This is a genomic window from Reinekea sp. G2M2-21 (assembly GCF_015687175.1).
GTDB lineage: Bacteria > Pseudomonadota > Gammaproteobacteria > Pseudomonadales > Natronospirillaceae > Reinekea.
Window position 1 is genome coordinate 508828 of the sequence record NZ_JADPQG010000001.1, and the last position, 21484, is coordinate 530311.

The following is a 21484-nucleotide window of genomic DNA, read 5'->3' on the forward strand; positions in this document are numbered from 1 at the left end:
GCCTTGTGTTTGTGCCCTCAAGCCAATTTGTTTGGCAGAGGGCGCAATCTGCAATAAAGGCGGTATTATTTACTTTTGTTCATAGCTCAATCTTCTGCCAAACACTTGTTAGCCCTGACGCAAGACTTTAACCTGTCAGCTACTCTACGAATTTATATGGCCTTAAATTGAAGTTTTGGCTTCAAGCCTCATCCGATAGGTGGTTTTATGATCAGTTTAATGGGCAGGAACCATGATGAACCCGGATTATTTAGAATTTGAACAACCAATTGCCGAATTAATTTCAAAGATTGATGAGCTGCGTTTAGTTGGTCACCGAAATGATCTGAATATTTCGGGCGAAATTGAGAAGCTGTCCGCACAATCGAAAAAATTAACCGAGCAGATTTTCGGCAAACTGACTGCTTGGCAAGTCTCTCAATTGGCGCGACACCCGAAACGCCCATATACCCTGGATTATATTTCGCGCGTTTTTACAGATTTCGATGAGTTGCACGGTGACCGTCATTACGCCGACGATGCTGCCATTGTCGGTGGTATCGGGCGTTTTAACGAAAAGCCGGTCATGATTATTGGTCATCAGAAAGGGCGTGAAGTGGCGGAAAATGTTCGCCGTAACTTCGCCATGCCGAAACCAGAAGGGTATCGGAAAGCGTTGCGACTGATGCAGATGGCAGAGCGTTTTAAAATGCCAATTTTTACCTTTATCAATACCATGGGCGCGTATCCGGGTATTGGAGCGGAAGAGCGCGGACAGTCTGAAGCCATTGCCTATAATTTGCTTAAAATGTCGTCTCTGCGTGTGCCAATTATTGCCACGGTTATCGGCGAAGGCGGCTCCGGTGGTGCGTTAGCGATTGGTGTGGGTGATCAGGTTAATATGTTGCAATACAGCACTTACTCAGTCATTTCACCGGAAGGATGCGCCTCAATTCTCTGGAAAACAGCGGAAAGAGCGGCTGATGCTGCCGAAGCCATGGGTATCACGGCGCCGCGTTTGAAAGAACTTGGTCTGATCGATCACGTTATTCCTGAACCTTTGGGTGGAGCACATCGAGACTATCAGGGAATAGCCGACACGGTGAAAGAAACCTTCGCGGAGCAGTTGGCTGCGTTGTCGGACTTGCCGATGGACGATTTGCTGGAACGACGTTATCAACGATTAATGTCTTACGGCGCTATTGCTTAACGTCAAAAAAGGCTGACACCGTCAGCCTTTTTCATAGCCAGCGCTTGCGACCTTCGATAAAGTGCCTAAATTAACTAAAGGTTTGTCTTTAAGGCTGGTCTGAGTGTCCCGGGTGTTCATGTCTAAATTTAACGCGTCTGAACCGATCGTTGGCGATTCCATTGCGCTTATGCTGAATCGTGTCTTGACAGAAAATGAGGCATTGGAGCATATCCCAGCGTATCTCTATGACATCGTTTATCTGGACGGAACCCGAATCGGACAAATCGATTTACGAATCGGCAAATCCGAATCTTTGATGATGTATGGCGGCCAGATTGGTTACGGTATTGATAAGCCGTTCAGAGGTCATGGCTACGCCGCGGAGGCGTGTCAGTTGCTGAAACCCGTCGCTCTTGAATTGGGTTTTAAAGAACTTTGGATAACCTGTAATCCGGAGAACGCCGCGTCAGTTCGCACCTGTGAAAAAATTGGTGCGGTTTACGTTGAGCGGGTCGATGTACCAGAAGGTTCTGAATTGTGGCATCGGGGTGATCGTGAGAAACTGCGATTCCTTTGGCGGTTGCAATAAGGTTTAGTTTCGTGACAACTCCTTCCTGGATGGCAGACATCCAAAAAGATATTCAGCAAGATATTCTACAACAGGCATCCGATCTTAATTACGTTGGTTTTAGCGGTGGTTTGGATTCCACCTTTCTCCTGTGTCAGGCCGTTCAGGCTCTCGGACCGCAACGAGTTATTGCCGTACATGTTAATCATGGCATATCTCCTCACGCGGCACAGTGGCAGCAGCACTGCGAAACCATTTGCACAGGTTTAGGTTGCCGATTCGAAACGGCCAACGTCAATGTATTGAACCAAGGGCAGGGTATTGAAGCCGCGGCACGTCAGTCCCGTTACGAATGCTTTGCCAAGAGCCTGCCAGACAACGGTCTGTTGATGCTTGGCCATCATTTGGATGATCAGGTTGAAACTTTTTTCCTTCGTTTGATGCGCGGTGCGGGACCAACAGGGCTCACCGCAATGCCAACCCGGACGGCTCGGGAACACTATTGGATAGCCCGACCCTTACTGGCCATTACTCGCCAGCAGATCGAATCCATTGCGCAGAATTTGGGTTTGGTGTGGATTGAAGATGACTCGAATAAGGATACTCGCTTCGACCGGAATTTTTTACGCCAACAGGTTCTGCCGTTGCTTGAGACCCGGTGGCCAGCTTACCGCGACAAAATTCAACAAACTATGAGTCTGTTGCAGCCGCAACAGCTTCAGGAAAACGACAGTTTTGAGGTTCAAGCCGAATTGCAACACCGGCTCAGTCATGATCAGGGCTTGAAATTAGTTCAAACGGATACCTTCACGGATGCACAACTACAAACATTATTGCATGCTTGGCTGGCGAGCATCGGCCAGCAAACGCCTTCGCAAGCTCGGTTAAAAGCGATTGTCGATCACGTCATCCGGGCGCGACCGGATGCACAACCCGTTGTTGAATTGGGTGATGGTGATATCCGTCGACATGGTCCCGCCCTGTATTGGGTAGCAAAGCAGCGACTGCCGGGTGATGCACCGGAATTTAATGTCGACATCGAACAGCATTGGCCTGGTGTCGGTAACATTACTGTCGCACTAACTGTAGACGGGACGCCCTGCTTGAGAAGGGATTTACCCAACTTGCATTGGCGCTTGCGCAGCGGTGATGAAATGATGCGTCCATTCGGTCGATCCAAGTCCCGAGACCTGAAAAGACTGTTACAAGAATACCGGGTGAAACCGTGGTTGCGGGATCGGATTCCTTTGCTATTCAGCGGGGACTCACTGGTCGCCGTCGGCGATCTGCTGGTGTCGGCCGATCATTTGGCCGTTCCTTCAGAGCTCGGGCTGCGGATAATTTGGCAAAATTCAGATTGAGTAAAAGCACTTATTTTGCTACTCTGATCTCCCATCTTAAACAGCACAATCACCCTTTCTAACCATTCCCCGTGAAGCACTGGCGTCACAGGGATAGTTTTGTTTTTTTGATGGGATCTTATATGACTCGTTACATCTTTGTTACCGGCGGCGTAGTTTCTTCTTTAGGGAAAGGCATCGCTTCTGCTTCTCTGGCCGCTATCCTCGAAGCTCGTGGCTTAAAAGTTACGCTGCTGAAACTTGATCCCTATATCAATGTCGATCCCGGAACCATGAGTCCGTTTCAGCACGGTGAAGTCTTTGTGACCGAAGACGGCGCTGAAACCGATCTCGACCTGGGGCATTACGAGCGATTCGTCAACGCGACGATGACCCGCCGCAATAATTTTACCACCGGTCGGATTTATCAGGACGTATTAAAAAAAGAGCGCCGTGGTGATTATCTGGGTGGTACCGTTCAGGTCATCCCGCATATTACCGATGAAATCAAACGTCGCGTCATCGAAGGTGCCGGAGATGCCGATGTCGCGCTGGTCGAAGTGGGCGGAACTGTGGGTGATATTGAGTCTCTGCCATTCCTGGAAGCTATTCGCCAATTGAAAGTTGAGTTGGGCAGTCGTCGTGCATTGAACATGCACCTTACCTTAGTGCCTTACATCGCGACAGCCGGTGAAGTGAAAACCAAGCCAACACAGCATTCAGTGAAAGAGCTGCGTACCATTGGTTTGCAGCCAGATGTCTTGCTGTGCCGTTCAGAACGCCCCATCGGCAAAACAGAATTGCGGAAAATCGCGTTGTTTACCAATGTCGAAGAACGTGCCGTGATCCCATTGTTGGACGCCGACACCATTTACCGGATTCCCGGTATGCTGGCCAAAGCCGGTCTGGACTCTTTTGTGGTCGAGCGTTTCGGGCTGGAATGCGAACCCGCGGACCTGTCTGATTGGGAAGATGTAACCGACCGTAAACTAAACCCTGAGCGTGAAGTGACGATCGCGATGGTTGGCAAATATATGGATCTGCTGGATGCTTATAAGTCCTTGATTGAGGCCATTGATCACGCTGGCATCCGTTCCCGCACCAAAGTCAAAATCCGTTATATCGATTCGGAAGATATTGAAAAGAACGGTATCGATGTGTTGACCGACGTTTCCGGCATCCTTGTTCCCGGTGGATTTGGACACCGTGGGGTTGAAGGCAAGATTATGGCCGCACGCTACGCGCGCGAGAACAAAGTGCCGTATCTTGGGATCTGTTTGGGCATGCAAGTCGCTGTGATTGAATACGCTCGTAATGTTTGCGGCCTGGAAGGCGCGCACTCTACCGAGTTCGATCGTCAATCCCGGCATCCGGTCATCGGCCTGATCACCGAATGGATTGAAGCCGACGGCAAAGTTGTCGAGCGGGATGAAAGCACCGATTTAGGTGGCACCATGCGTTTGGGTGGCCAGGAATGTCAACTGGCGGAAGGCTCCTTGTCTCGTGAAGCCTATGGCGAAGATCGTATTGTTGAACGTCACCGTCATCGCTATGAAGTGAATAACCACTATGTGCGGGATCTGGAAAAGTCAGGACTGCGCATTGCGGGTCGTTCGGTCGATGGCGCTTTGGTGGAAATCGTTGAAAATCCAGATCACCCCTGGTTTGTGGCGTGTCAGTTCCACCCTGAATTTACTTCGACACCACGTAAGGGTCATGGTCTTTTTAGTGGTTTTATTTCAGCCGTGATTGATCAATCGCAAGGATAAACGGCTTTGGGCTCGCATTTTTCGTTAATTTACCTATAATCGCGGGCCTGATTTGTAAGAAAATTACATTTTGATTGACCCTGAACAAGATTTTGTTCCGCCAAATCCGAACAATAAGCTCCGATTTGGTTTTAATACTCAGGAGAGTTAAGAAATGGCTAAAATTGTAGAAATTAAAGCTCGTGAAATTATTGATAGCCGTGGTAACCCTACGGTTGAAGCGGATGTCCTGTTAGAAGGTGGCGCAAAGGGTCGTGCAGCAGCGCCATCTGGTGCCTCAACCGGATCCCGTGAAGCATTGGAACTGCGTGATGGCGACAAGAGCCGTTTCCTGGGTAAAGGCGTTTTAAAAGCAGTTGCTGCGATCAATGGTCCAATCCGTGACGCGTTGTTAGGTAAAGACGCTCTGGCGCAAGCGGAAATCGACCAGATCATGATTGACCTGGACGGAACTGAAAACAAATCAAACTTTGGTGCCAACGCGATTCTGGCCGTTTCTCTGGCGACGGCTAAAGCAGCAGCCATCTCAAAAAGCGTTGAACTGTACGCACACATTGCTGATCTGAACGGCACTCCTGGGGTTTACTCTATGCCTCTGCCAATGATGAACATCATCAACGGTGGTGAGCACGCGGACAACAACGTTGATATTCAGGAATTCATGATTCAACCTGTTGGTGCAAAGACGTTGAAAGAAGGTCTGCGTATCGGTGCTGAAGTTTTCCACAACCTGGCGAAAGTATTGAAGGCAAAAGGTCTGAGCACTGCTGTTGGTGACGAAGGTGGTTTTGCACCTAACCTGGAAAGCAACGCTGCTGCCCTGGCGGCAATTAAAGAAGCCGTTGAAGCTGCTGGTTACGTTCTGGGTAAAGACGTCACCTTGGCGATGGACTGTGCGGCTTCTGAGTTCTACGACAAAGAAGCCGGCAACTACAACATGAAGGGCGAGGGCAAAATCTTCACCTCTGAAGAGTTCAATCTGTACCTGCAAGATTTGGCGAACCAGTACCCAATCGTCTCTATCGAAGACGGTTTGGACGAATCTGACTGGGATGGCTTCAAACACCAGACTGAATTGCTGGGCAACAAATTGCAATTGGTTGGTGACGACCTGTTCGTAACCAATACTAAGATCTTGAAAGAAGGTATAGAGAAAGGCATAGCCAACTCTATTCTGATCAAGTTCAACCAGATCGGCTCCTTGACCGAAACTCTGGCGGCGATCAAGATGGCAAAAGACGCGGGTTACACGGCGGTAATTTCACATCGTTCCGGCGAAACGGAAGACGCAACCATTGCAGACCTGGCAGTAGGTACTGCGGCGGGTCAGATCAAGACAGGTTCTATGAGCCGCTCCGACCGCGTTGCTAAGTACAACCAATTGATTCGTATTGAAGAAGAATTGGGCGAAAAGGCACCTTACCGTGGTTTGGCCGAAGTAAAAGGTCAAGCTTAAGGTGACATGAGCGGTTATTTGAACAAATAACCGCTGACATTGCTGAAAAAATGAAAAGGGGGCTTGGCTCCCTTTTTTTTATGCGTGAAAATGGCGCATCGTTTTCCCAGAGGTTACTCCATGAGATTGGTTCAGCTGACGCTGCTGTTACTTATAGTTATGCTGCAATACCGTTATTGGTTTGCTGAAAACGGGTATTTCGACAACAAACGTCTTGAACAGTCTATCGTTGCTCAGCAATTGGAGTTAGCTGGACAGCAGGCCAAAAACGCCAATCTGCAGGCCAAAGTAGATGATCTAAAGTCGGGCAACGATGCGATTGAAGAACTTGCACGTCAAAACCTGGGTCTTATCAAACCCGGTGAAACGTTCGTAATCATGATAGATAACTAAGCCATGGTCCATGTACATGTTGTCTTCCCTGCGGCCGGAGTTGGAAAACGTTTCGGTTCTGCGGAACCGAAACAATACGCCACAATTCACGACCGGACGGTTATGGAATGGACGCTCGATGCCCTTGCCGCAGTGGATGGGCTGTCGAAGACGATTATCGCTCTGCAGCCAGATGATTTTAAGGGGCGTGAGATTGCAAGCCGCGCAGGTGTAACTGACGTTTGTGTTGGTGGTAATGAGCGAGCTGATTCTGTCTTAAATGCCCTGACATTATTAGCGGTAACCGAATCTGCCGATGACTGGGTACTGGTTCACGACATTGCTCGCCCTTGCGTTCGCGCGACTGACGTTCAAGCCCTGATTCAAGAATGTGAACAGCTGGGCCAAGGTGGGGTTTTGGCCCGTCCCATCACCGATACCGTGAAGCAAGTCAGTTCGGTGCCTGGGCAATGCAAAACCTTGGATCGCTCTGAGCTCTGGACGGTGCAAACCCCCCAGTGTTTTCGGTTGGGCGAACTGCTCACGGCGATGCGTTACTGTGCGGCAAACAATATTCCGGTGACCGATGAATCGTCTGCCATCGAGGCAATGGGCGGCGCGGTGCATCTGGTGAAGGGGTCTGCCGATAACATAAAACTCACTCACGCTGAGGATGCGTCGTTAGTTGCGCATTATTTGGCACAGCAGGAAAGAATTAAATGATGCGAATTGGGCATGGTTATGACGTACACCGTTTCGATTTATCCAGTGGTCCGTGTGACATTAAGCTCGCCGGCGTCAGCGTACCGGCTGAGCATCCGTTAGAAGCGCACTCAGATGGCGATGTCGCCCTTCATGCACTGTGCGATGCGTTACTGGGTGCATTAGCCCTGGGTGATATAGGCGAACATTTTCCCGATACCTCAGCGGAATGGAAAGACGTCGATTCGCGGGATTTGCTGCGCCGTGTTTATCTCAGTATTCAGCAAAAGGGCTATCGAGTCGGTAATGTCGACATCACTATAGCCGCTCAAACCCCTCGCTTGAGTCACTACAAAAAAGCGATGCAGCAAACGATTGCTACCGATCTGAACGTCGCAATTGACCAAGTAAACGTAAAGGCAACGACAACGGAAAAGCTGGGTTTCGTCGGGCGAAAAGAAGGCATTGCTGTTGATGCCGTCTGTTTGCTGGTGAGGGATAACTGATGTCGCTGATCTTTGATTGGCCAAGAAGTCATTCGTTCGAGACGGCCACGGGTGTGATAAAAGAGCAGAATGATGACTTTGTGGTTATCGAAAAGTTGCCGGAAACACCCAGTGGTGAAGGTGAACACCTTTGGGTTACTTTAGAGAAGAACGGTCAGAATACCGCTTGGGTTGCTAGGCAGCTCGCCAACTGGGCCGGTTTAAAGCCGCGTGATGTCAGTTATGCAGGCCTGAAAGACCGTCACGCCGTTACCCAGCAAACCTTCTCGGTGCATTTACCAGGTAAAGTTACGCCATCGCCTCATTTAATTCATATCGACGGAGTTAAACTGATTTCTTACGCTCGGCACAACCGTAAATTGAAAACCGGGCAGTTAATCGGAAATCAATTCAGAATTCGGGTTCGCCACAGTAATATAGCGCCCGATGTCTTGCAAACTAATTGGTCTCAAGTCTGTGCGATGGGGGTGCCAAACTATTTTGGTCCGCAGCGCTTTGGTCACCATGGTCAAAACGTACAGCAAGGCATGGACTGGCTATTGGGTAAAACGAAAGCACCAAGACACCACCAATCCATTTACCTTTCCGCGGTCCGTTCTTATCTGTTTAATCATTTACTGGCGGCGCGGGTACAACAAGGTACCTGGAATCAATTAATGCCAGCGGATTTTGTGCAGTTCAGTGAAGGCAAAACAGGTTTTTATTGCGAACAGCCCGATGACAATGATCTGAGACGGTGTCTTGCGGGTCAATTGTCACCCTGCGCGAGTCTGCCCGGTGAGTCCAAAGAGTCATTCTCGGATTTGGATCAGCGTGAAGATACCTTACTCAGTGAGTTTTCACCCATACTGACCGCTTTGCGTGAAAAGCGGGTTATGCGACATTTCCGCAAACTCAGGGTCATTCCAGAGCAAACCTCATTCGACATTATAGACGGTGACCCGGTGTTTTCGTTTTTCCTGCCGGCGGGTAGTTACGCAACTTCCGTATTAAAAGAGCTGGTCGCCGTGCAGGATAACCAGGAGGCTAAAGACTGGCATGAGTAAGTCGAACCCCGAGTTGCGCGGCATTGGGATGACGTCTGCTCGTACCCGTGCCCGTTTGATTGAGCGACTGCTAGACCAGGGAATCAGTCACCCCAAGGTGCTAGCTTGTTTTGAAGCCGTGCCACGACATCTGTTTGTTGATGAAGCCCTTGGGCACAAAGCTTACGAAGACATTTCAGTTCCTATCGGCTATGCCCAAACGCTTTCTCAGCCTTATATCGTGGCTAAAATGTCGGAGTTGGTTATGGCGGCTCCGCATCATGAACGGATATTGGAGATCGGAACCGGTTCTGGTTTTCAGACCTGCGTTCTTGCCAACCTTGTCGATGAGGTATTCAGTGTCGAGCGCATCAAGCCTCTGCAGGAAAAAGCCAAAGCCCGGCTGAAAACGCTGAGGTTAAACAATGTTCATTTGAAAATGGCGGATGGTTTCCTTGGATGGCCAGATCAGGCGCCTTTCGATGTCATCATCGGAACGGCAGCACCGAAAGAACCACCGCCAGAACTTGTTGATCAGCTCATTCCGGATGGCGGACGGCTGATCATGCCCATTGGTGAAGAAAAACAATATTTGACAGTTATTGATAAAGTTGACGATGAATTGATCATCCAGAAAATTGAACCGGTACTGTTCGTGCCGATGCTGAGTGGAGTAAAACAGCAATGAAAAAGGACTATCTGATATGGATTTTAAAAGGCGCGGCAATGGGCGCTGCAGACGCCGTTCCCGGAGTTTCAGGTGGGACGATTGCGTTGATCACTGGCATTTATGAACGGTTTATCGCTGCTTTGGCCAGTTTTAAACCATCGTTGTGGCAATTCATAAAACGTAAAGACATAAAAGGTTTGTGGCAACACATCGACGGTCCATTTTTGCTTTGCTTGGGTATCGGGATTTTGGTCAGCCTGTTTACGGTACTCAACGTGGTTCATTGGCTGTTAACTATTGCTGCGCCGGTGGTCTGGTCGTTTTTCATGGGCATTATCTTGGTGTCTCTGTGGCAATTGAGCAGTGCGAGAGTCTGGCGCATGGTCGATATCCTGCTGTTGCTGGGTGGCCTTTCTATCGCCGTATTTTTTGCAACCGCCACGGCTACCTCGATTACGGTTAACCCACTGACCTTGGTTTTAGGCGGTATCTTAGCCATATCGGCGATGTTACTACCGGGAATATCCGGTTCCTTTATGTTGCTGTTGCTAGGCCTTTATCCCGTGGTTGTTGAGGCCGTGCATGAAAGGGAATTTATCATTGTTGCGTGGGTGGCATTGGGCTGTGCGATTGGCATCGTCAGTTTCAGCCGCATATTGCACTGGACCTTGTTGCGCTGGCATGACCGGGTGATGAGTTTCATGCTCGGGTTTGTTGCAGGCGCTCTAGTGAAAGTCTGGCCGTGGCAGTTTAACTTCAATTGGTATTTGCCTTCTAACTTCGAGCAAGTTTCGGGTAATGAGCCTTATATCCTGTATTCTTTAGTCTCAACCGTGCTGGGAGGTGTTCTTGTTGCATTGTTGTACAAACGGACAGAAAAATGACTCTGTCAAGCTGGTAATGTGATCTGATCTACATTTTTGCTTATTTTTTTTCAATTTGTTAGACGTTTTTGCAATTTAAAACTATGTTAGACAGCGAAGTTGGAATAACAAGAATGTGAATAACAGTGTTCACTTCAAAATAGTACTGTGAACTGGTTCCGAAATAGAGGTGTTATATACAGTGTCTAGCGCGTCAAAATTCAGTTTACTCATTCTGGCTGTCGTGTTTTTAAACGGCTGTTTGAATAATGCGCGCTTTACGTCTTTAGAGCCGGGAAGCGTGATTACGCAACCGACAACGGCCCCGACAAAGCAGCTCGCGCCGACGTCGGTGGCGAACCCGGAATTTTATCTGGTGAAACCCGGGGACACCCTATATTCAATCGCTTTCAGATTCGGTTTGGACTATCGGAAGCTTGCTGAGGCGAATGCAATAAATCAGTCATATCGAATATATGAAGGACAGTCACTTGCGTTAAAAGAGGTTGATTTAGGGACCACTCAGGCATCCAAAACGCCCGTTCGTGGCCCGGAAACGACGAGTCCGAAAGTGAATGCGCCAGTTACAAAAGTTAACGGTCAAAAAGTTGACGCTCAAGCAACTGTCAGTCGCCCAGCTGAAAGCCCTAATAATTCGTGGAAATGGCCTCACAATGGGAAAATAGTGCGAACATATTCGTCATCATCGTCCGACCGGAAAGGCATTGATCTAAGCGGCCGAATTGGTGATTCTGTACTTGCGGCGACAAATGGGGTTGTCGTCTATGCAGGCAATGGTTTGCCGGGTTATGGCAACCTGATCATTATCGAACACGCCAACTCTCTGCTCAGCGCGTACGCCTTTAACGAGAAAATGTTGGTAAAAGAAAAAGATCAGGTGCAGGCAGGTCAACGCATTGCAACGATGGGTAAACAGGGGGACCAGCCCGGTTTGCACTTCGAGATTCGACACAATGGTAAACCGGTAGATCCGTTAGGTTATTTGCCTAAACGCTAAAATCGTAAACCATCCTGTCGATAACATAAGCTCAGCAGCACAGGTGAACGATTATGACGGAACTCAGGGAACACACGACTGCCATTGCAGATGATCAGATCAAATCTTTCAAAGACCTACTTGATACCTCAGAGTATGATGAAAATGCATTAGCCGATGTTGAAGCAGAAAGCTTTGACTCGACCGACAACGACGATGATGATTTTCAAGATGCCCTGAATGCTAATGGGACCTTGCAACGCTCACTAGACGCCACGCAACTGTATTTGAATGAAATAGGTTTCTCACCACTGTTAAGCCCAGATGAGGAAGTCTACTTTGCTCGTTTGGCTCGAAAAGGTGAACCTGCTGGTCGCAAACGAATGATTGAGAGTAACTTACGTTTGGTAGTAAAAATTGCGCGTCGATATCTCAATCGCGGCCTGACCTTGCTTGATCTTATCGAAGAAGGGAACCTTGGGTTAATTAGGGCTGTTGAGAAGTTTGACCCTGAACGAGGGTTCCGTTTTTCGACCTATGCAACGTGGTGGATTCGTCAAACTATCGAACGGGCAATTATGAACCAGACCCGAACCATTCGATTGCCTATTCATGTTGTAAAAGAACTGAATGTGTATTTGCGCGCTGCTCGTGAGTTGGCTCAAAAACTAGATCACGAACCAACGCCAGAAGATATTGCTGAATTGCTGGAAAAACCAGTGGACGATGTTAAAAAGATGCTTGCACTGAATGAGCGGGTTACGTCCATTGATACGCCCGTTGGACATACCACAGATAAGAGCTTGTTGGACACTATTGCGGACGACCGCGCCAATGATCCGAGCGACTCCCTGCAAGACGATGATCTGAAAGCAAGTATTGATCGTTGGCTTGACGAACTGTCTGAAAAACAACGAGAGGTTGTTGCGCGACGCTTTGGTCTGCGTGGCTACGAAACATCCACACTTGAGGATGTAGGGCGGGAAATTGGGCTGACTCGGGAACGAGTAAGACAGATTCAGGTTGAATCCTTGCGTCGGTTGCGAGACATTATGGAGAAGCAAGGGCTAACTTCCACCGCTTTGTTTGGAGCCTGAGAATTTAAACGTGCATATCTTATGTCCTGAGTCGAGACCTGAAAAGCCAGCTGAGTAATCGGTTGGCTTTTTTGTTCGTTATGCCCTTGAGACATGCTTAGCGGGGCACCGTTTGGCACATGCTTTTATGTTTGTTTTTTTTATCGGGATTTGTGGTTTCGTGACTATTGAGTCGGCTATTACTTTTTTTTTGGCGGTGTTGGTGTTTGGCGTGACTCCTGGGCCGGGGGTTTTTGCAATTCTTGCGCGTGCGTTGGTCCATGGTGCCCGTTCATGCTTTTTTCTGTCCTTGGGTATGACCATAAGTGACATTCTTTATTTGATTGCTGCCTGTCTTGGTTTGGCTGCTATAGCAACACATTGGAGTCATGTATTTGTCGTTATCCGCGTCGCTGGTGCTCTCTACCTGTTGTATCTGGGCTGGCGTATGTGGACGATGCCACTTCCTGAAATAAACAGTTCCGGACTTACCGGGAAAAAAGATTCTTCAGCACTGTTGTTTTTGCAGGGTTTTTTGATTTCGGCATCCAATCCCAAAGTAATTTTGTTTTATATCGCGTTTTTACCGACCTTTATGGATCTTTCAGTACTTGATTCGACAGATATTGCGATAGCTACAGGTTTGACGTTGTTTAGCTTGATGCTGGGCTTAAGTTTTATCGCTTGGTTCGCAGCATCTGCACGTCGTTACTTTGAAAGTGAAGCTGGCCATAAATCGCTGCACAGAAGTGCGGGCTCCATCATGATGGGAGCTGGCGCGTTTCTGTTGTTTAGAAGCTAGCTGAAATTTCCGTTCTCAACCGCCAAGGGAGGTGGACCGAGATTTTTACAGGTCCGTATCATCAACGGCTTGTGCTTCTTTGTCATGAAGCCAAAAAAAGCCCGCAGTGCGGGCTTTGTGTAAGAAACTACTTTTGATCAACGCTCCAATTGCGCTCGTTTACCTGGAACGCCATTCTGTTCATCTGCGTCCGGCAAGGCAGCTTTCTGCTCGGTAATGTTTGGCCACACTTCAGCGAGTTCAGCATTGAGTTCAATAAATTCAATTTGGTCCGCAGGAACCTCGTCTTCTGACAGAATCGCTTCTGCAGGGCATTCAGGTTCACATAATGCACAATCAATGCATTCATCCGGGTGAATGACCAGAAAATTCGGGCCTTCGTAGAAACAATCGACCGGGCATACTTCAACGCAGTCGGTGTATTTGCATTTAATGCAGTTTTCTAAGACAACAAATGCCATGTCAGACTCTCTTCCTGAAGGTTAGTGGCGCTATTTTAGTGATGGTTGGTCACCGTCTCAAGGCGATATTCAGGCTAATATGATGCATGCATATCTCAAAAAGGAATAAGACGGTGTTTGTTAATGGAAATAATCTATATTCTTTTCTTGCATTGATAAAGCCAGTCTAACGCCTGCTTTGGGGTCATGTTGTCCAGCTGCAGCGAATCCAGCGCATCGACAATGGGGTGTTGCGCACGCGCAAACAGATCTGCCTGTGCTGTGGGCACCGTTGTTGACACCATTGGTTGGTCATCATCTGGTGTATCCTGAGTCTCTGAAGTCCCGGCTATGTTGGCAATACTTTGGGATTCCAACTCCTGAAGTCGGTGTTTTGCTTTACTAATGACTTTTTCTGGCACTCCGGCTAAGCGGGCGACCTGAATCCCGTAGCTTTGAGACGCTGGACCCTGTTGAACTCGGTGTAGAAATACAAGCCTATCTTCATGTTCCGTCGCGTCGAGATGGACATTTTCGACACTGCTGTAATTCTCAGCCATGGCGGTCATTTCAAAGTAGTGTGTCGCGAACAGAGTTAAAGCACCGACATGTTCAACCAGCTGCTCGGCGGTAGACCATGCCAGAGAGAGCCCATCAAAGGTGCTGGTACCGCGCCCAACCTCATCCATGATGACCAAACTGTTTGGTGTGGCGTTATGCAGAATATTCGCTGTTTCTGTCATCTCCACCATAAACGTTGAGCGTCCGCCGGCGACGTCATCCGAGGAACCCATGCGAGTAAATATTCGATCAATTCGGCCAATGGTGGCACTGTCCGCCGGAACATAACTACCAATACAGGCAAGCAGGGTGATGATGGCGACCTGACGCATATAGGTTGATTTACCGCCCATATTAGGGCCGGTAATAATCTGCAGGCTGTGCCTGGTTGACAATTGTGTGCTGTTTGGCACAAAAGGCGTCGAAGTGACTGCCTCTACAACAGGGTGTCGACCGGCGTCTATGTCAATAATCGCTTCTTCCACTAGGGCTGGTTTCACCCACGCAAATTGATCTGCACAATGGGCTAGCCCATTAAGTACGTCCAGTTCAATTAACGCTTTACAGAAGGTTTGCAGTGGAATGAGATCATCAGCCAATCGGGCAATCAAATCCTCGTAGAGATGCTTTTCTCTCGATAAAGCCCGGCTTTTGGCGCTCAGAGCCTTATCTTCAAAGGTCTTAAGTTCCGGTGTAATAAAACGTTCAGCGTTTTTCAAAGTTTGTCTGCGCGTGTATTCGACAGGAGCTTCAGCCGATTGAGCCTTGCTGATTTCAATGTAATAGCCATGTACTCGGTTATAGCCAACTTTAAGTGAAGATAAGCCGGTGCGTTCGCGTTCATCTGATTCTAACTTGGTCAGGAATTCAGAAGCGTTTGTGTCTAAGCCACGCAGTTCATCCAACTCAGCGTCGTATCCATCGGCGATTACACCGCCTTCGCGGATGACGACAGGGGGGTTCTCCTTGATTGCGCGACTCAGTTCGGCTTCCCAGGCAGGGTCCGCATTAAGATCACGGGCAAGCGTCTGTAGCAATGGTGAATCGCACTGAGCAAGCAGAGACTGTAGTTCTGGGATGGCTTGCATTGCTTCACGCAGGCGTATTAAATCCCTTGGGCGGGCGGACCCTAAGGCGACCCTGGCCAGTACACGCTCAATATCGCCGATTGGTTTTAGTACTTGCTCGAAAGATTCAAAGCGAAAGTCTGCTAACAGCGTTTCAATAGCGGCCTGCCGTAAGCGTAACTGCGTTTGATTGCGCAGGGGGCGGTTTAGCCAGCGCCGCAAAAGTCGGCTGCCCATCGACGTGCTGCATAGATCGATCAGTGCAAAAAGCGTATTCTGTTCGTCACCACGGACATTAATGTCAATTTCCAGATTGCGACGACTGGCGCCGTCCAGAATTACACTATCGTCGTGATGTTCTGGTGAAATAGCTTTTATATGGGGCAATGATCCGCGTTGAGTTTCCTGCGCATAGTTCAACAGACAACCAGCAGCTCGTAAACCGGTATGCATTGTATCAACGCCGAAACCGGATAGATCTTTTGTGCCAAATTGGGCAGTCAGGTTGTCGAGCGCACTGTCGTAATCAAAAAGCCAGCCCGGCTGAGGGCGTTTAACCGGGTTGCAGCTCAATTCCGGCAAGGCTGAGTCTTCCACCACTAACAGTTCACTGGGTTTCAAACGCTCCAGTTCGTTCAATAAATCTTGCAGTTCTGGTAGCTCCTGTACGTTGAAACGACCGCTGGCCATGTCCATTACCGCCAATCCCCAACAGTCTGCATGCAGGACCGCAGCCAGCAGGTTTTCCTGGCGTTCTTTTAAATAGGCTTCATCACTCAGAGTTCCAGGGGTAAGAACGCGAACAACTTTTCGCTCCACCGGTCCTTTGCTGGCTGCCGGGTCTCCAATTTGCTCACAAATGGCAACTGTCCGGCCGCTTTGCACCAGTCGTGCTATGTAATTTTCGGCTGCGTGATAGGGGATGCCCGCCATTGGAATCGGGGAGCCTGCACTTTGTCCTCGCTTGGTTAGCGTAATATCCAACAGTCGCGCGGCTTCTTTCGCATCATCAAAAAACAGCTCATAAAAATCACCCATGCGATAAAACACCAGGTCATTGGGATGCTGCTTTTTTATCTTCAAATATTGCTGCATCATTGGTGTGTGTTCGGCTTTTGGTTGTACCTGCTTGGTCATGACTTTCCCGACTGATTGGTTTGGAAATTTGAAAGCGCACAATCATATTCTAAACGCCCGCTAACCTAAACCTGGAGTTTTCGATGATCGTTACGACCCTGGCAAATAAGCTCAATTTAAGGCAGCAAACCTTGGCGACGGTGGAATCCTGTACAGGCGGCGGAATTGCTGCCCGCTGTACGGATGTGCCCGGCAGTTCGGCATGGTTTGTCGGGGGCGTGATCACTTATTCAAATGATATGAAAGCGCGCTTGGGCGTGGAGCAACAGGCTATTTTGAACCATGGTGCCGTCAGTGAGGTCGTTGTCAGGCAAATGGCGGAACAAGGGCGGATGTTCTGTTCAGCGGACTGGTCTATCGCAGTGAGTGGGATCGCCGGACCGGATGGGGGGACGCCGGACAAACCAGTCGGAACCGTCTGGTTTGCTTGGGCGGGAGCTCAGCAGACCGATACGGAATGCAAAGTTTTTATCGGAAACAGACAGCAGATTCGGCAACAGGCGGTCGATTTTGCTCTGCAAACCTTAACAGATTTACTTAATTAACAAATTTTTTCTTGTCAGGGCAAAAATAAACATGTTTAAATACTGTTTATTCATACAGCACTTATAGAATCGGAAAAATACTATGGACGCCAATAAAGAAAAAGCACTATCTGCTGCGCTTAGCCAAATCGAACGTCAATTTGGTAAGGGTTCTGTTATGCGCATGGGAGACCAGGAGCGCATTGATATTCCCGCCATTTCGACCGGTTCACTGGGATTGGACATCGCCCTGGGTATCGGCGGTCTACCAAAAGGCCGGGTTGTTGAGATATATGGTCCGGAATCTTCTGGTAAAACAACGTTGACGCTGCAGGTAATTGCTGAAGCGCAAAAAGCCGGTGGAACCTGTGCTTTCGTAGACGCTGAGCACGCTCTTGATCCGAATTACGCCGAAAAATTGGGCGTTAATGTCGACGATCTGCTGGTTTCTCAGCCGGATACCGGCGAGCAAGCGCTAGAAATTGCCGATATGCTGGTCCGGTCCAATGCCGTCGATGTCATCATTATCGACTCCGTCGCAGCACTGGTGCCAAAAGCTGAAATCGAGGGTGAGATGGGCGATCACCATGTTGGTTTGCAAGCGCGCTTGATGTCTCAGGCATTGCGGAAAATCACCGGTAATATCAAAACAGCGAACTGCCTGGTGATCTTCATTAACCAGATTCGTATGAAGATTGGTGTCATGTTTGGTAATCCTGAAACCACCACCGGTGGTAACGCATTGAAGTTCTACTCGTCAGTGCGACTGGATATTCGCCGTACTGGCACGATTAAAGACGGTGATGAAGTAATTGGCTCTGAAACCCGAGTCAAGGTGGTTAAAAATAAGGTTTCTCCCCCATTCCGTCAGGCCGATTTTCAGATCATGTATGGCAAAGGGATTTATCACATGGGTGAGGTTATCGACCTGGGCGTGAAAATTGGCTTGGTCGAGAAATCCGGTGCTTGGTACTCCTATAAGGGTGATAAAATCGGACAAGGAAAGGCCAATGCGGCTAAATTCTTGGGTGATAACCCTGAAATTGCGCAAGAAATTGAGGCTGCTATCCGCGCTGAATATTTGACCAAGGATAAGGGAAAGGAAAAGGGCCAAGTTGAAGCCGAACAGCCTAAGGTTGAAGACAAAAAAGCGGCAACTGTCGCTAAGTCTGCAAAAGCCGATAAAGCAGAAAAAGCCTGATTTGACGGTAATACCCTTGGCCGTGCCATACGGTCAGGGGTTGGTGACTTATGAATTCGATTTGGAACACCTCATTAAACATCTTGGCACGTCGCGAACACTCCCGGCATGAGCTGGCTGCGAAATTGCGAAAACGCTTTCCGGATGCCGAAGATCAGATCGAGCCGGTGTTGGAACGATTGCAGGATGCAGGCCTGCAAGATGATCTACGTTTTGCAGAAATGTGGTTGCGTTCGCAAGTATCCCGAGGCCGTGGTCCTGTACGCATACGCGGTGAAGCACGGCAAAAAGGGGTTGAATTATTGGTTGCTGAGTTATTGTCGGAGCAGGAAATTGATTGGTTTGAGTTAGCTCTCGATCTTGCCCGCAAGAAGTTCCCAGCAGGTGTGACCTTCGAATCTAAAGCTAAGGCCTACCGTTTTTTAAGTTATCGGGGCTTCGAATCCGATTCTGTGCAATACGCCATCAGTGAATTGAGCCAACACGCGGCTTCAGACCTCTAAATAACTGCCCCGCAAACCTTTTTGCCCTCACTCTGCTGTTTCCTCCTCACGCCGTTCTGTGTACTATTGACAGCCTTTTTGAAGCTGAAACCCCTATAGAGACTGTACCTTCACATGAAAACCTCTGAAATTCGTCGTCGCTTTCTCGATTTTTACGCAAAGAATGACCATAGGATTGTACCGGCAGGTTCGCTGGTACCAGGTAATGACCCTACGTTATTGTTTACAAACGCAGGTATGAATCAGTTCAAGGATGTCTTTCTGGGCACCGACAAACGAGATTACAACCGAGCGACCACGGCTCAGCGATGTGTGCGGGCTGGCGGAAAGCATAATGACTTGGAAAACGTAGGTTATACCGCGCGTCACCATACCTTTTTTGAAATGCTTGGCAATTTCAGCTTCGGTGATTACTTTAAAAAAGAGGCCATACAGTTTGCATGGGCTTTTTTGACTGAAGAACTGGGGCTCCCGAAAGAGAAGCTTTGGGTGACCGTCTATAAAGATGATGATGAAGCTGCAGATATTTGGATAAACGAAATTGGCGTTGATCCAAAACGATTGTCTCGGTTGGGGGATAAAGACAACTTCTGGATGATGGGTGATACCGGCCCTTGTGGTCCCTGTTCTGAGATATTTTATGACCATGGTGAAGATGTGCCTGGTGGCCCACCAGGAAGCCCGGATGACGATCTGGATCGATACATTGAGATCTGGAACCTGGTCTTCATGCAGTTCGATACGTTAGAAGACGGTACCCGCGTACCATTGCCCAAACCATCCGTTGATACAGGCATGGGCTTAGAGCGGCTAGCTGCGGTATTGCAGAACGTTCATTCCAATTATGAGATCGACCTGTTTCAGTCGTTAATTAAAGCAGTGATGGGTGTAACGGGGTGTACCGATATTGAGAACCGCTCATTACGAGTGATAGCAGACCATATTCGCTCAACAGCATTCTTGATTGCAGACGGGGTTATTCCGTCAAACGAAGGCCGGGGATATGTGTTGCGTCGTATCATTCGGCGGGCGATTCGTCATGGCTACAAGTTGGGTTGTTCTGACCTGTTTATGTATAAGCTGGTTGATGCATTGGTTGTTGAGATGGGTGACGCCTATCCAGAGCTGGCACAGCAGGCCGATCATGTTAAGAAAGTCTTGAAAATTGAAGAAGAGCAGTTTGCCCGTACGCTGGATAATGGCATGTCCATTTTAGAAGCGGGTATTGCCGACTTAAACAGCCAGGTAATTCCTGGTGAACTGGTCTTTAAATTATATGATACCTATGGTTTTCCAGCCGACTTGACAGCAGATGTTGCTCGTGAAAAGGGTTTAACAATTGATCAGGTCGGTTTCGATACGGCAATGGCAGAGCAGAGAGCCATGTCAAAATCTGCCAACAAATTTAAATTGGATCGTAATATTGATCTTGGACTTCCGGGGCAAACCGTTTTTCTCGGCTACGATACCCTCGTGTCGACCGGGCGCGTGATCAAAATCTTAAAAGATAATTTGGATGTGCCGACATTAATGGCAGGTGACAATGGTGTTGTGATTCTTGATCAGACATCCTTTTACGCTGAGTCCGGCGGTCAAGCTGGCGATCAGGGTATGTTGACTGCTAACGGATTGCAGATTCAAGTTGACGATTGTCAGAAGTTACAGGGGCATCATTTGCACCAGGTAACGGTACTAGAAGGTTCATTAAATTGCGGTGACGAGATTACGGCAACTGTTAAGCGAGATGAACGCGAAAACACTGCTCGGCATCACAGTGCTACCCATTTAATGCACGCGGCGTTACGGTCGGTGCTCGGTGGGCATGTACAACAGCGCGGCTCGCTGGTGACGTTTGATAAGTTACGCTTCGATTTTTCGCATCTTGAGGCTGTAACCCCAGAAGAAATTCGAGAGATCGAAAACATCGTTAACGCTCAAGTCATGGCAAATACCGAAGTGTCAACCGACATCATGGATGTCGATTCGGCTCGGGAATCCGGGGCGATGGCGCTTTTTGGCGAAAAGTATGACGACAAGGTACGTGTACTGACCATGGGGCAGGATGGTTTTTCAAAAGAGCTCTGTGGCGGAACCCACGTTCGTCGAACAGGTGATATCGGCCTGTTTCGAATTGTCTCTGAAAGTGGTATCGCTGCTGGTATTCGGCGGATTGAAGCGGTTTCCGGGCCATATGCTCTGGCGACAGTGCGGCAGCAAGAAAATCTGCTGAATGAACTGCAGTTAAGCTTTAAATGCTCGGCCGATCAATTAGCGGCTAAGGTGCATCAGTCGTTAGCGCATACCAAAGATCTGGAGCGTGAAATTGATCAGTTGAAGACCAAGTTGGCATCCGCTGCAGCCGGAGACTTAGCGTCACAGGCTGTTGATATCTCCGGGGTCAATGTGCTCGCCGTACGTTTGGACGGCGTTGATAGCCAGTCCTTGCGGACTACCATGGATCAGATGAAGGACAAGCTTGGGACTGCCGTCATCTTGATAGCCGCGGTGAATGATGGAAAAGTTCAGTTGGCGGCCGGCGTTACAAAAGACCTTATCGCCAAGATTAAGGCGGGTGATCTTATTAAGGAAGTTGGCGCTTTAATGGGCGCGAAAGGTGGCGGTAAACCAGATATGGCCATGGCTGGTGGCGGGGATGCCAGCAAAATAGAAGTTGCCTTGTCTAATGTTACCACTTGGGTTAAGCAGAAACTGGACGCTTGACTGAGGATTTCTA

Annotated in this window: 20 protein-coding genes; 18 read left to right on the forward strand and 2 right to left on the reverse strand. The window is 48.7% G+C overall.

Going from position 1 to position 21484, the window contains the following annotated elements:
- Window positions 1-235 precede the first annotated feature (235 nt).
- The 14 genes from accA to IYN85_RS02390 all read left to right on the forward strand — a co-directional run bounded on the left by accA (window position 236) and on the right by IYN85_RS02390 (window position 13317).
- Window positions 236-1189 carry an acetyl-CoA carboxylase carboxyl transferase subunit alpha gene (gene accA, locus IYN85_RS02325; protein ID WP_196158466.1) on the forward strand — a complete coding sequence of 318 codons (954 nt, stop codon included), beginning with the start codon at window positions 236-238 and terminating at the stop codon, window positions 1187-1189.
- Window positions 1190-1307: 118 nt separating this feature from the next.
- A complete protein-coding gene (locus IYN85_RS02330) occupies window positions 1308-1760 on the forward strand; it encodes a GNAT family N-acetyltransferase (RefSeq protein WP_196157235.1) in 453 nt (150 codons plus the stop codon).
- 11 nt (window positions 1761-1771) lie between these two features.
- Window positions 1772-3100, forward strand: a complete 1329-nt coding sequence (gene tilS, locus IYN85_RS02335; RefSeq protein ID WP_196157236.1) for a tRNA lysidine(34) synthetase TilS — start codon at window positions 1772-1774, stop codon at window positions 3098-3100.
- A gap of 122 nt (window positions 3101-3222) precedes the next feature.
- On the forward strand, window positions 3223-4848 hold the full coding sequence (locus IYN85_RS02340; protein ID WP_196157237.1) for a CTP synthase: 1626 nt from the start codon (window positions 3223-3225) through the stop codon (window positions 4846-4848).
- A gap of 154 nt (window positions 4849-5002) precedes the next feature.
- Entirely contained in the window at window positions 5003-6304 is a 1302-nt protein-coding gene (gene eno, locus IYN85_RS02345; RefSeq protein ID WP_196157238.1) for a phosphopyruvate hydratase, read from the forward strand.
- A gap of 120 nt (window positions 6305-6424) precedes the next feature.
- Window positions 6425-6697, forward strand: coding sequence for a septum formation initiator family protein (locus IYN85_RS02350; protein WP_196157239.1), 273 nt, complete (start codon window positions 6425-6427; stop codon window positions 6695-6697).
- Window positions 6698-6700: 3 nt separating this feature from the next.
- Window positions 6701-7399, forward strand: coding sequence for a 2-C-methyl-D-erythritol 4-phosphate cytidylyltransferase (gene ispD / locus IYN85_RS02355; protein ID WP_196157240.1), 699 nt, complete (start codon window positions 6701-6703; stop codon window positions 7397-7399).
- Window positions 7396-7884, forward strand: coding sequence for a 2-C-methyl-D-erythritol 2,4-cyclodiphosphate synthase (ispF, locus tag IYN85_RS02360; RefSeq protein ID WP_196157241.1), 489 nt, complete (start codon window positions 7396-7398; stop codon window positions 7882-7884). The genes ispD and ispF overlap by 4 nt, the downstream gene beginning before the upstream one ends.
- Window positions 7884-8930: a tRNA pseudouridine(13) synthase TruD gene (truD, locus tag IYN85_RS02365; RefSeq protein ID WP_196157242.1), complete on the forward strand. Its 1047-nt coding sequence runs from the start codon at window positions 7884-7886 to the stop codon at window positions 8928-8930. The genes ispF and truD overlap by 1 nt, the downstream gene beginning before the upstream one ends.
- The gene (locus IYN85_RS02370; protein WP_196157243.1) at window positions 8923-9597 is read left to right on the forward strand and encodes a protein-L-isoaspartate(D-aspartate) O-methyltransferase; all 675 of its coding nucleotides are present in this window, start codon (window positions 8923-8925) and stop codon (window positions 9595-9597) included. The genes truD and IYN85_RS02370 overlap by 8 nt, the downstream gene beginning before the upstream one ends.
- Complete coding sequence (locus IYN85_RS02375) at window positions 9594-10463, forward strand: DUF368 domain-containing protein (protein ID WP_196157244.1); 870 nt, start codon at window positions 9594-9596, stop codon at window positions 10461-10463. Before IYN85_RS02370 ends, IYN85_RS02375 begins: the two co-directional genes overlap by 4 nt.
- Window positions 10464-10644: 181 nt before the next feature.
- Window positions 10645-11460: a peptidoglycan DD-metalloendopeptidase family protein gene (locus tag IYN85_RS02380; protein ID WP_196157245.1), complete on the forward strand. Its 816-nt coding sequence runs from the start codon at window positions 10645-10647 to the stop codon at window positions 11458-11460.
- A gap of 53 nt (window positions 11461-11513) precedes the next feature.
- Entirely contained in the window at window positions 11514-12536 is a 1023-nt protein-coding gene (rpoS, locus tag IYN85_RS02385) for an RNA polymerase sigma factor RpoS (RefSeq protein ID WP_230390440.1), read from the forward strand.
- Between the two features lie 112 nt (window positions 12537-12648).
- Window positions 12649-13317 carry a LysE family translocator gene (locus IYN85_RS02390; RefSeq protein WP_370592146.1) on the forward strand — a complete coding sequence of 223 codons (669 nt, stop codon included), beginning with the start codon at window positions 12649-12651 and terminating at the stop codon, window positions 13315-13317.
- Between the two features lie 137 nt (window positions 13318-13454).
- Here the strand turns inward: IYN85_RS02390 and fdxA are convergent, their stop codons facing one another.
- Both fdxA and mutS read right to left on the reverse strand, forming a co-directional pair.
- Window positions 13455-13778 carry a ferredoxin FdxA gene (gene fdxA, locus IYN85_RS02395; protein ID WP_196157246.1) on the reverse strand — a complete coding sequence of 108 codons (324 nt, stop codon included), beginning with the start codon at window positions 13776-13778 and terminating at the stop codon, window positions 13455-13457.
- A 134-nt stretch (window positions 13779-13912) separates the two neighbouring features.
- Complete coding sequence (gene mutS, locus IYN85_RS02400; RefSeq protein ID WP_196157247.1) at window positions 13913-16522, reverse strand: DNA mismatch repair protein MutS; 2610 nt, start codon at window positions 16520-16522, stop codon at window positions 13913-13915.
- Between the two features lie 83 nt (window positions 16523-16605).
- Between mutS and IYN85_RS02405 the strand changes: the two genes are divergently transcribed.
- From IYN85_RS02405 to alaS, 4 genes are all read left to right on the forward strand, one after another.
- Complete coding sequence (locus IYN85_RS02405; RefSeq protein ID WP_196157248.1) at window positions 16606-17067, forward strand: CinA family protein; 462 nt, start codon at window positions 16606-16608, stop codon at window positions 17065-17067.
- An 82-nt stretch (window positions 17068-17149) separates the two neighbouring features.
- Window positions 17150-18247: a recombinase RecA gene (recA, locus tag IYN85_RS02410; RefSeq protein ID WP_196157249.1), complete on the forward strand. Its 1098-nt coding sequence runs from the start codon at window positions 17150-17152 to the stop codon at window positions 18245-18247.
- 50 nt (window positions 18248-18297) lie between these two features.
- The gene (locus tag IYN85_RS02415) at window positions 18298-18750 is read left to right on the forward strand and encodes a regulatory protein RecX (RefSeq protein WP_196157250.1); all 453 of its coding nucleotides are present in this window, start codon (window positions 18298-18300) and stop codon (window positions 18748-18750) included.
- Window positions 18751-18864: 114 nt separating this feature from the next.
- Window positions 18865-21471 carry an alanine--tRNA ligase gene (gene alaS / locus IYN85_RS02420; RefSeq protein WP_196157251.1) on the forward strand — a complete coding sequence of 869 codons (2607 nt, stop codon included), beginning with the start codon at window positions 18865-18867 and terminating at the stop codon, window positions 21469-21471.
- The last annotated feature ends 13 nt before the right edge of the window (window positions 21472-21484 follow it).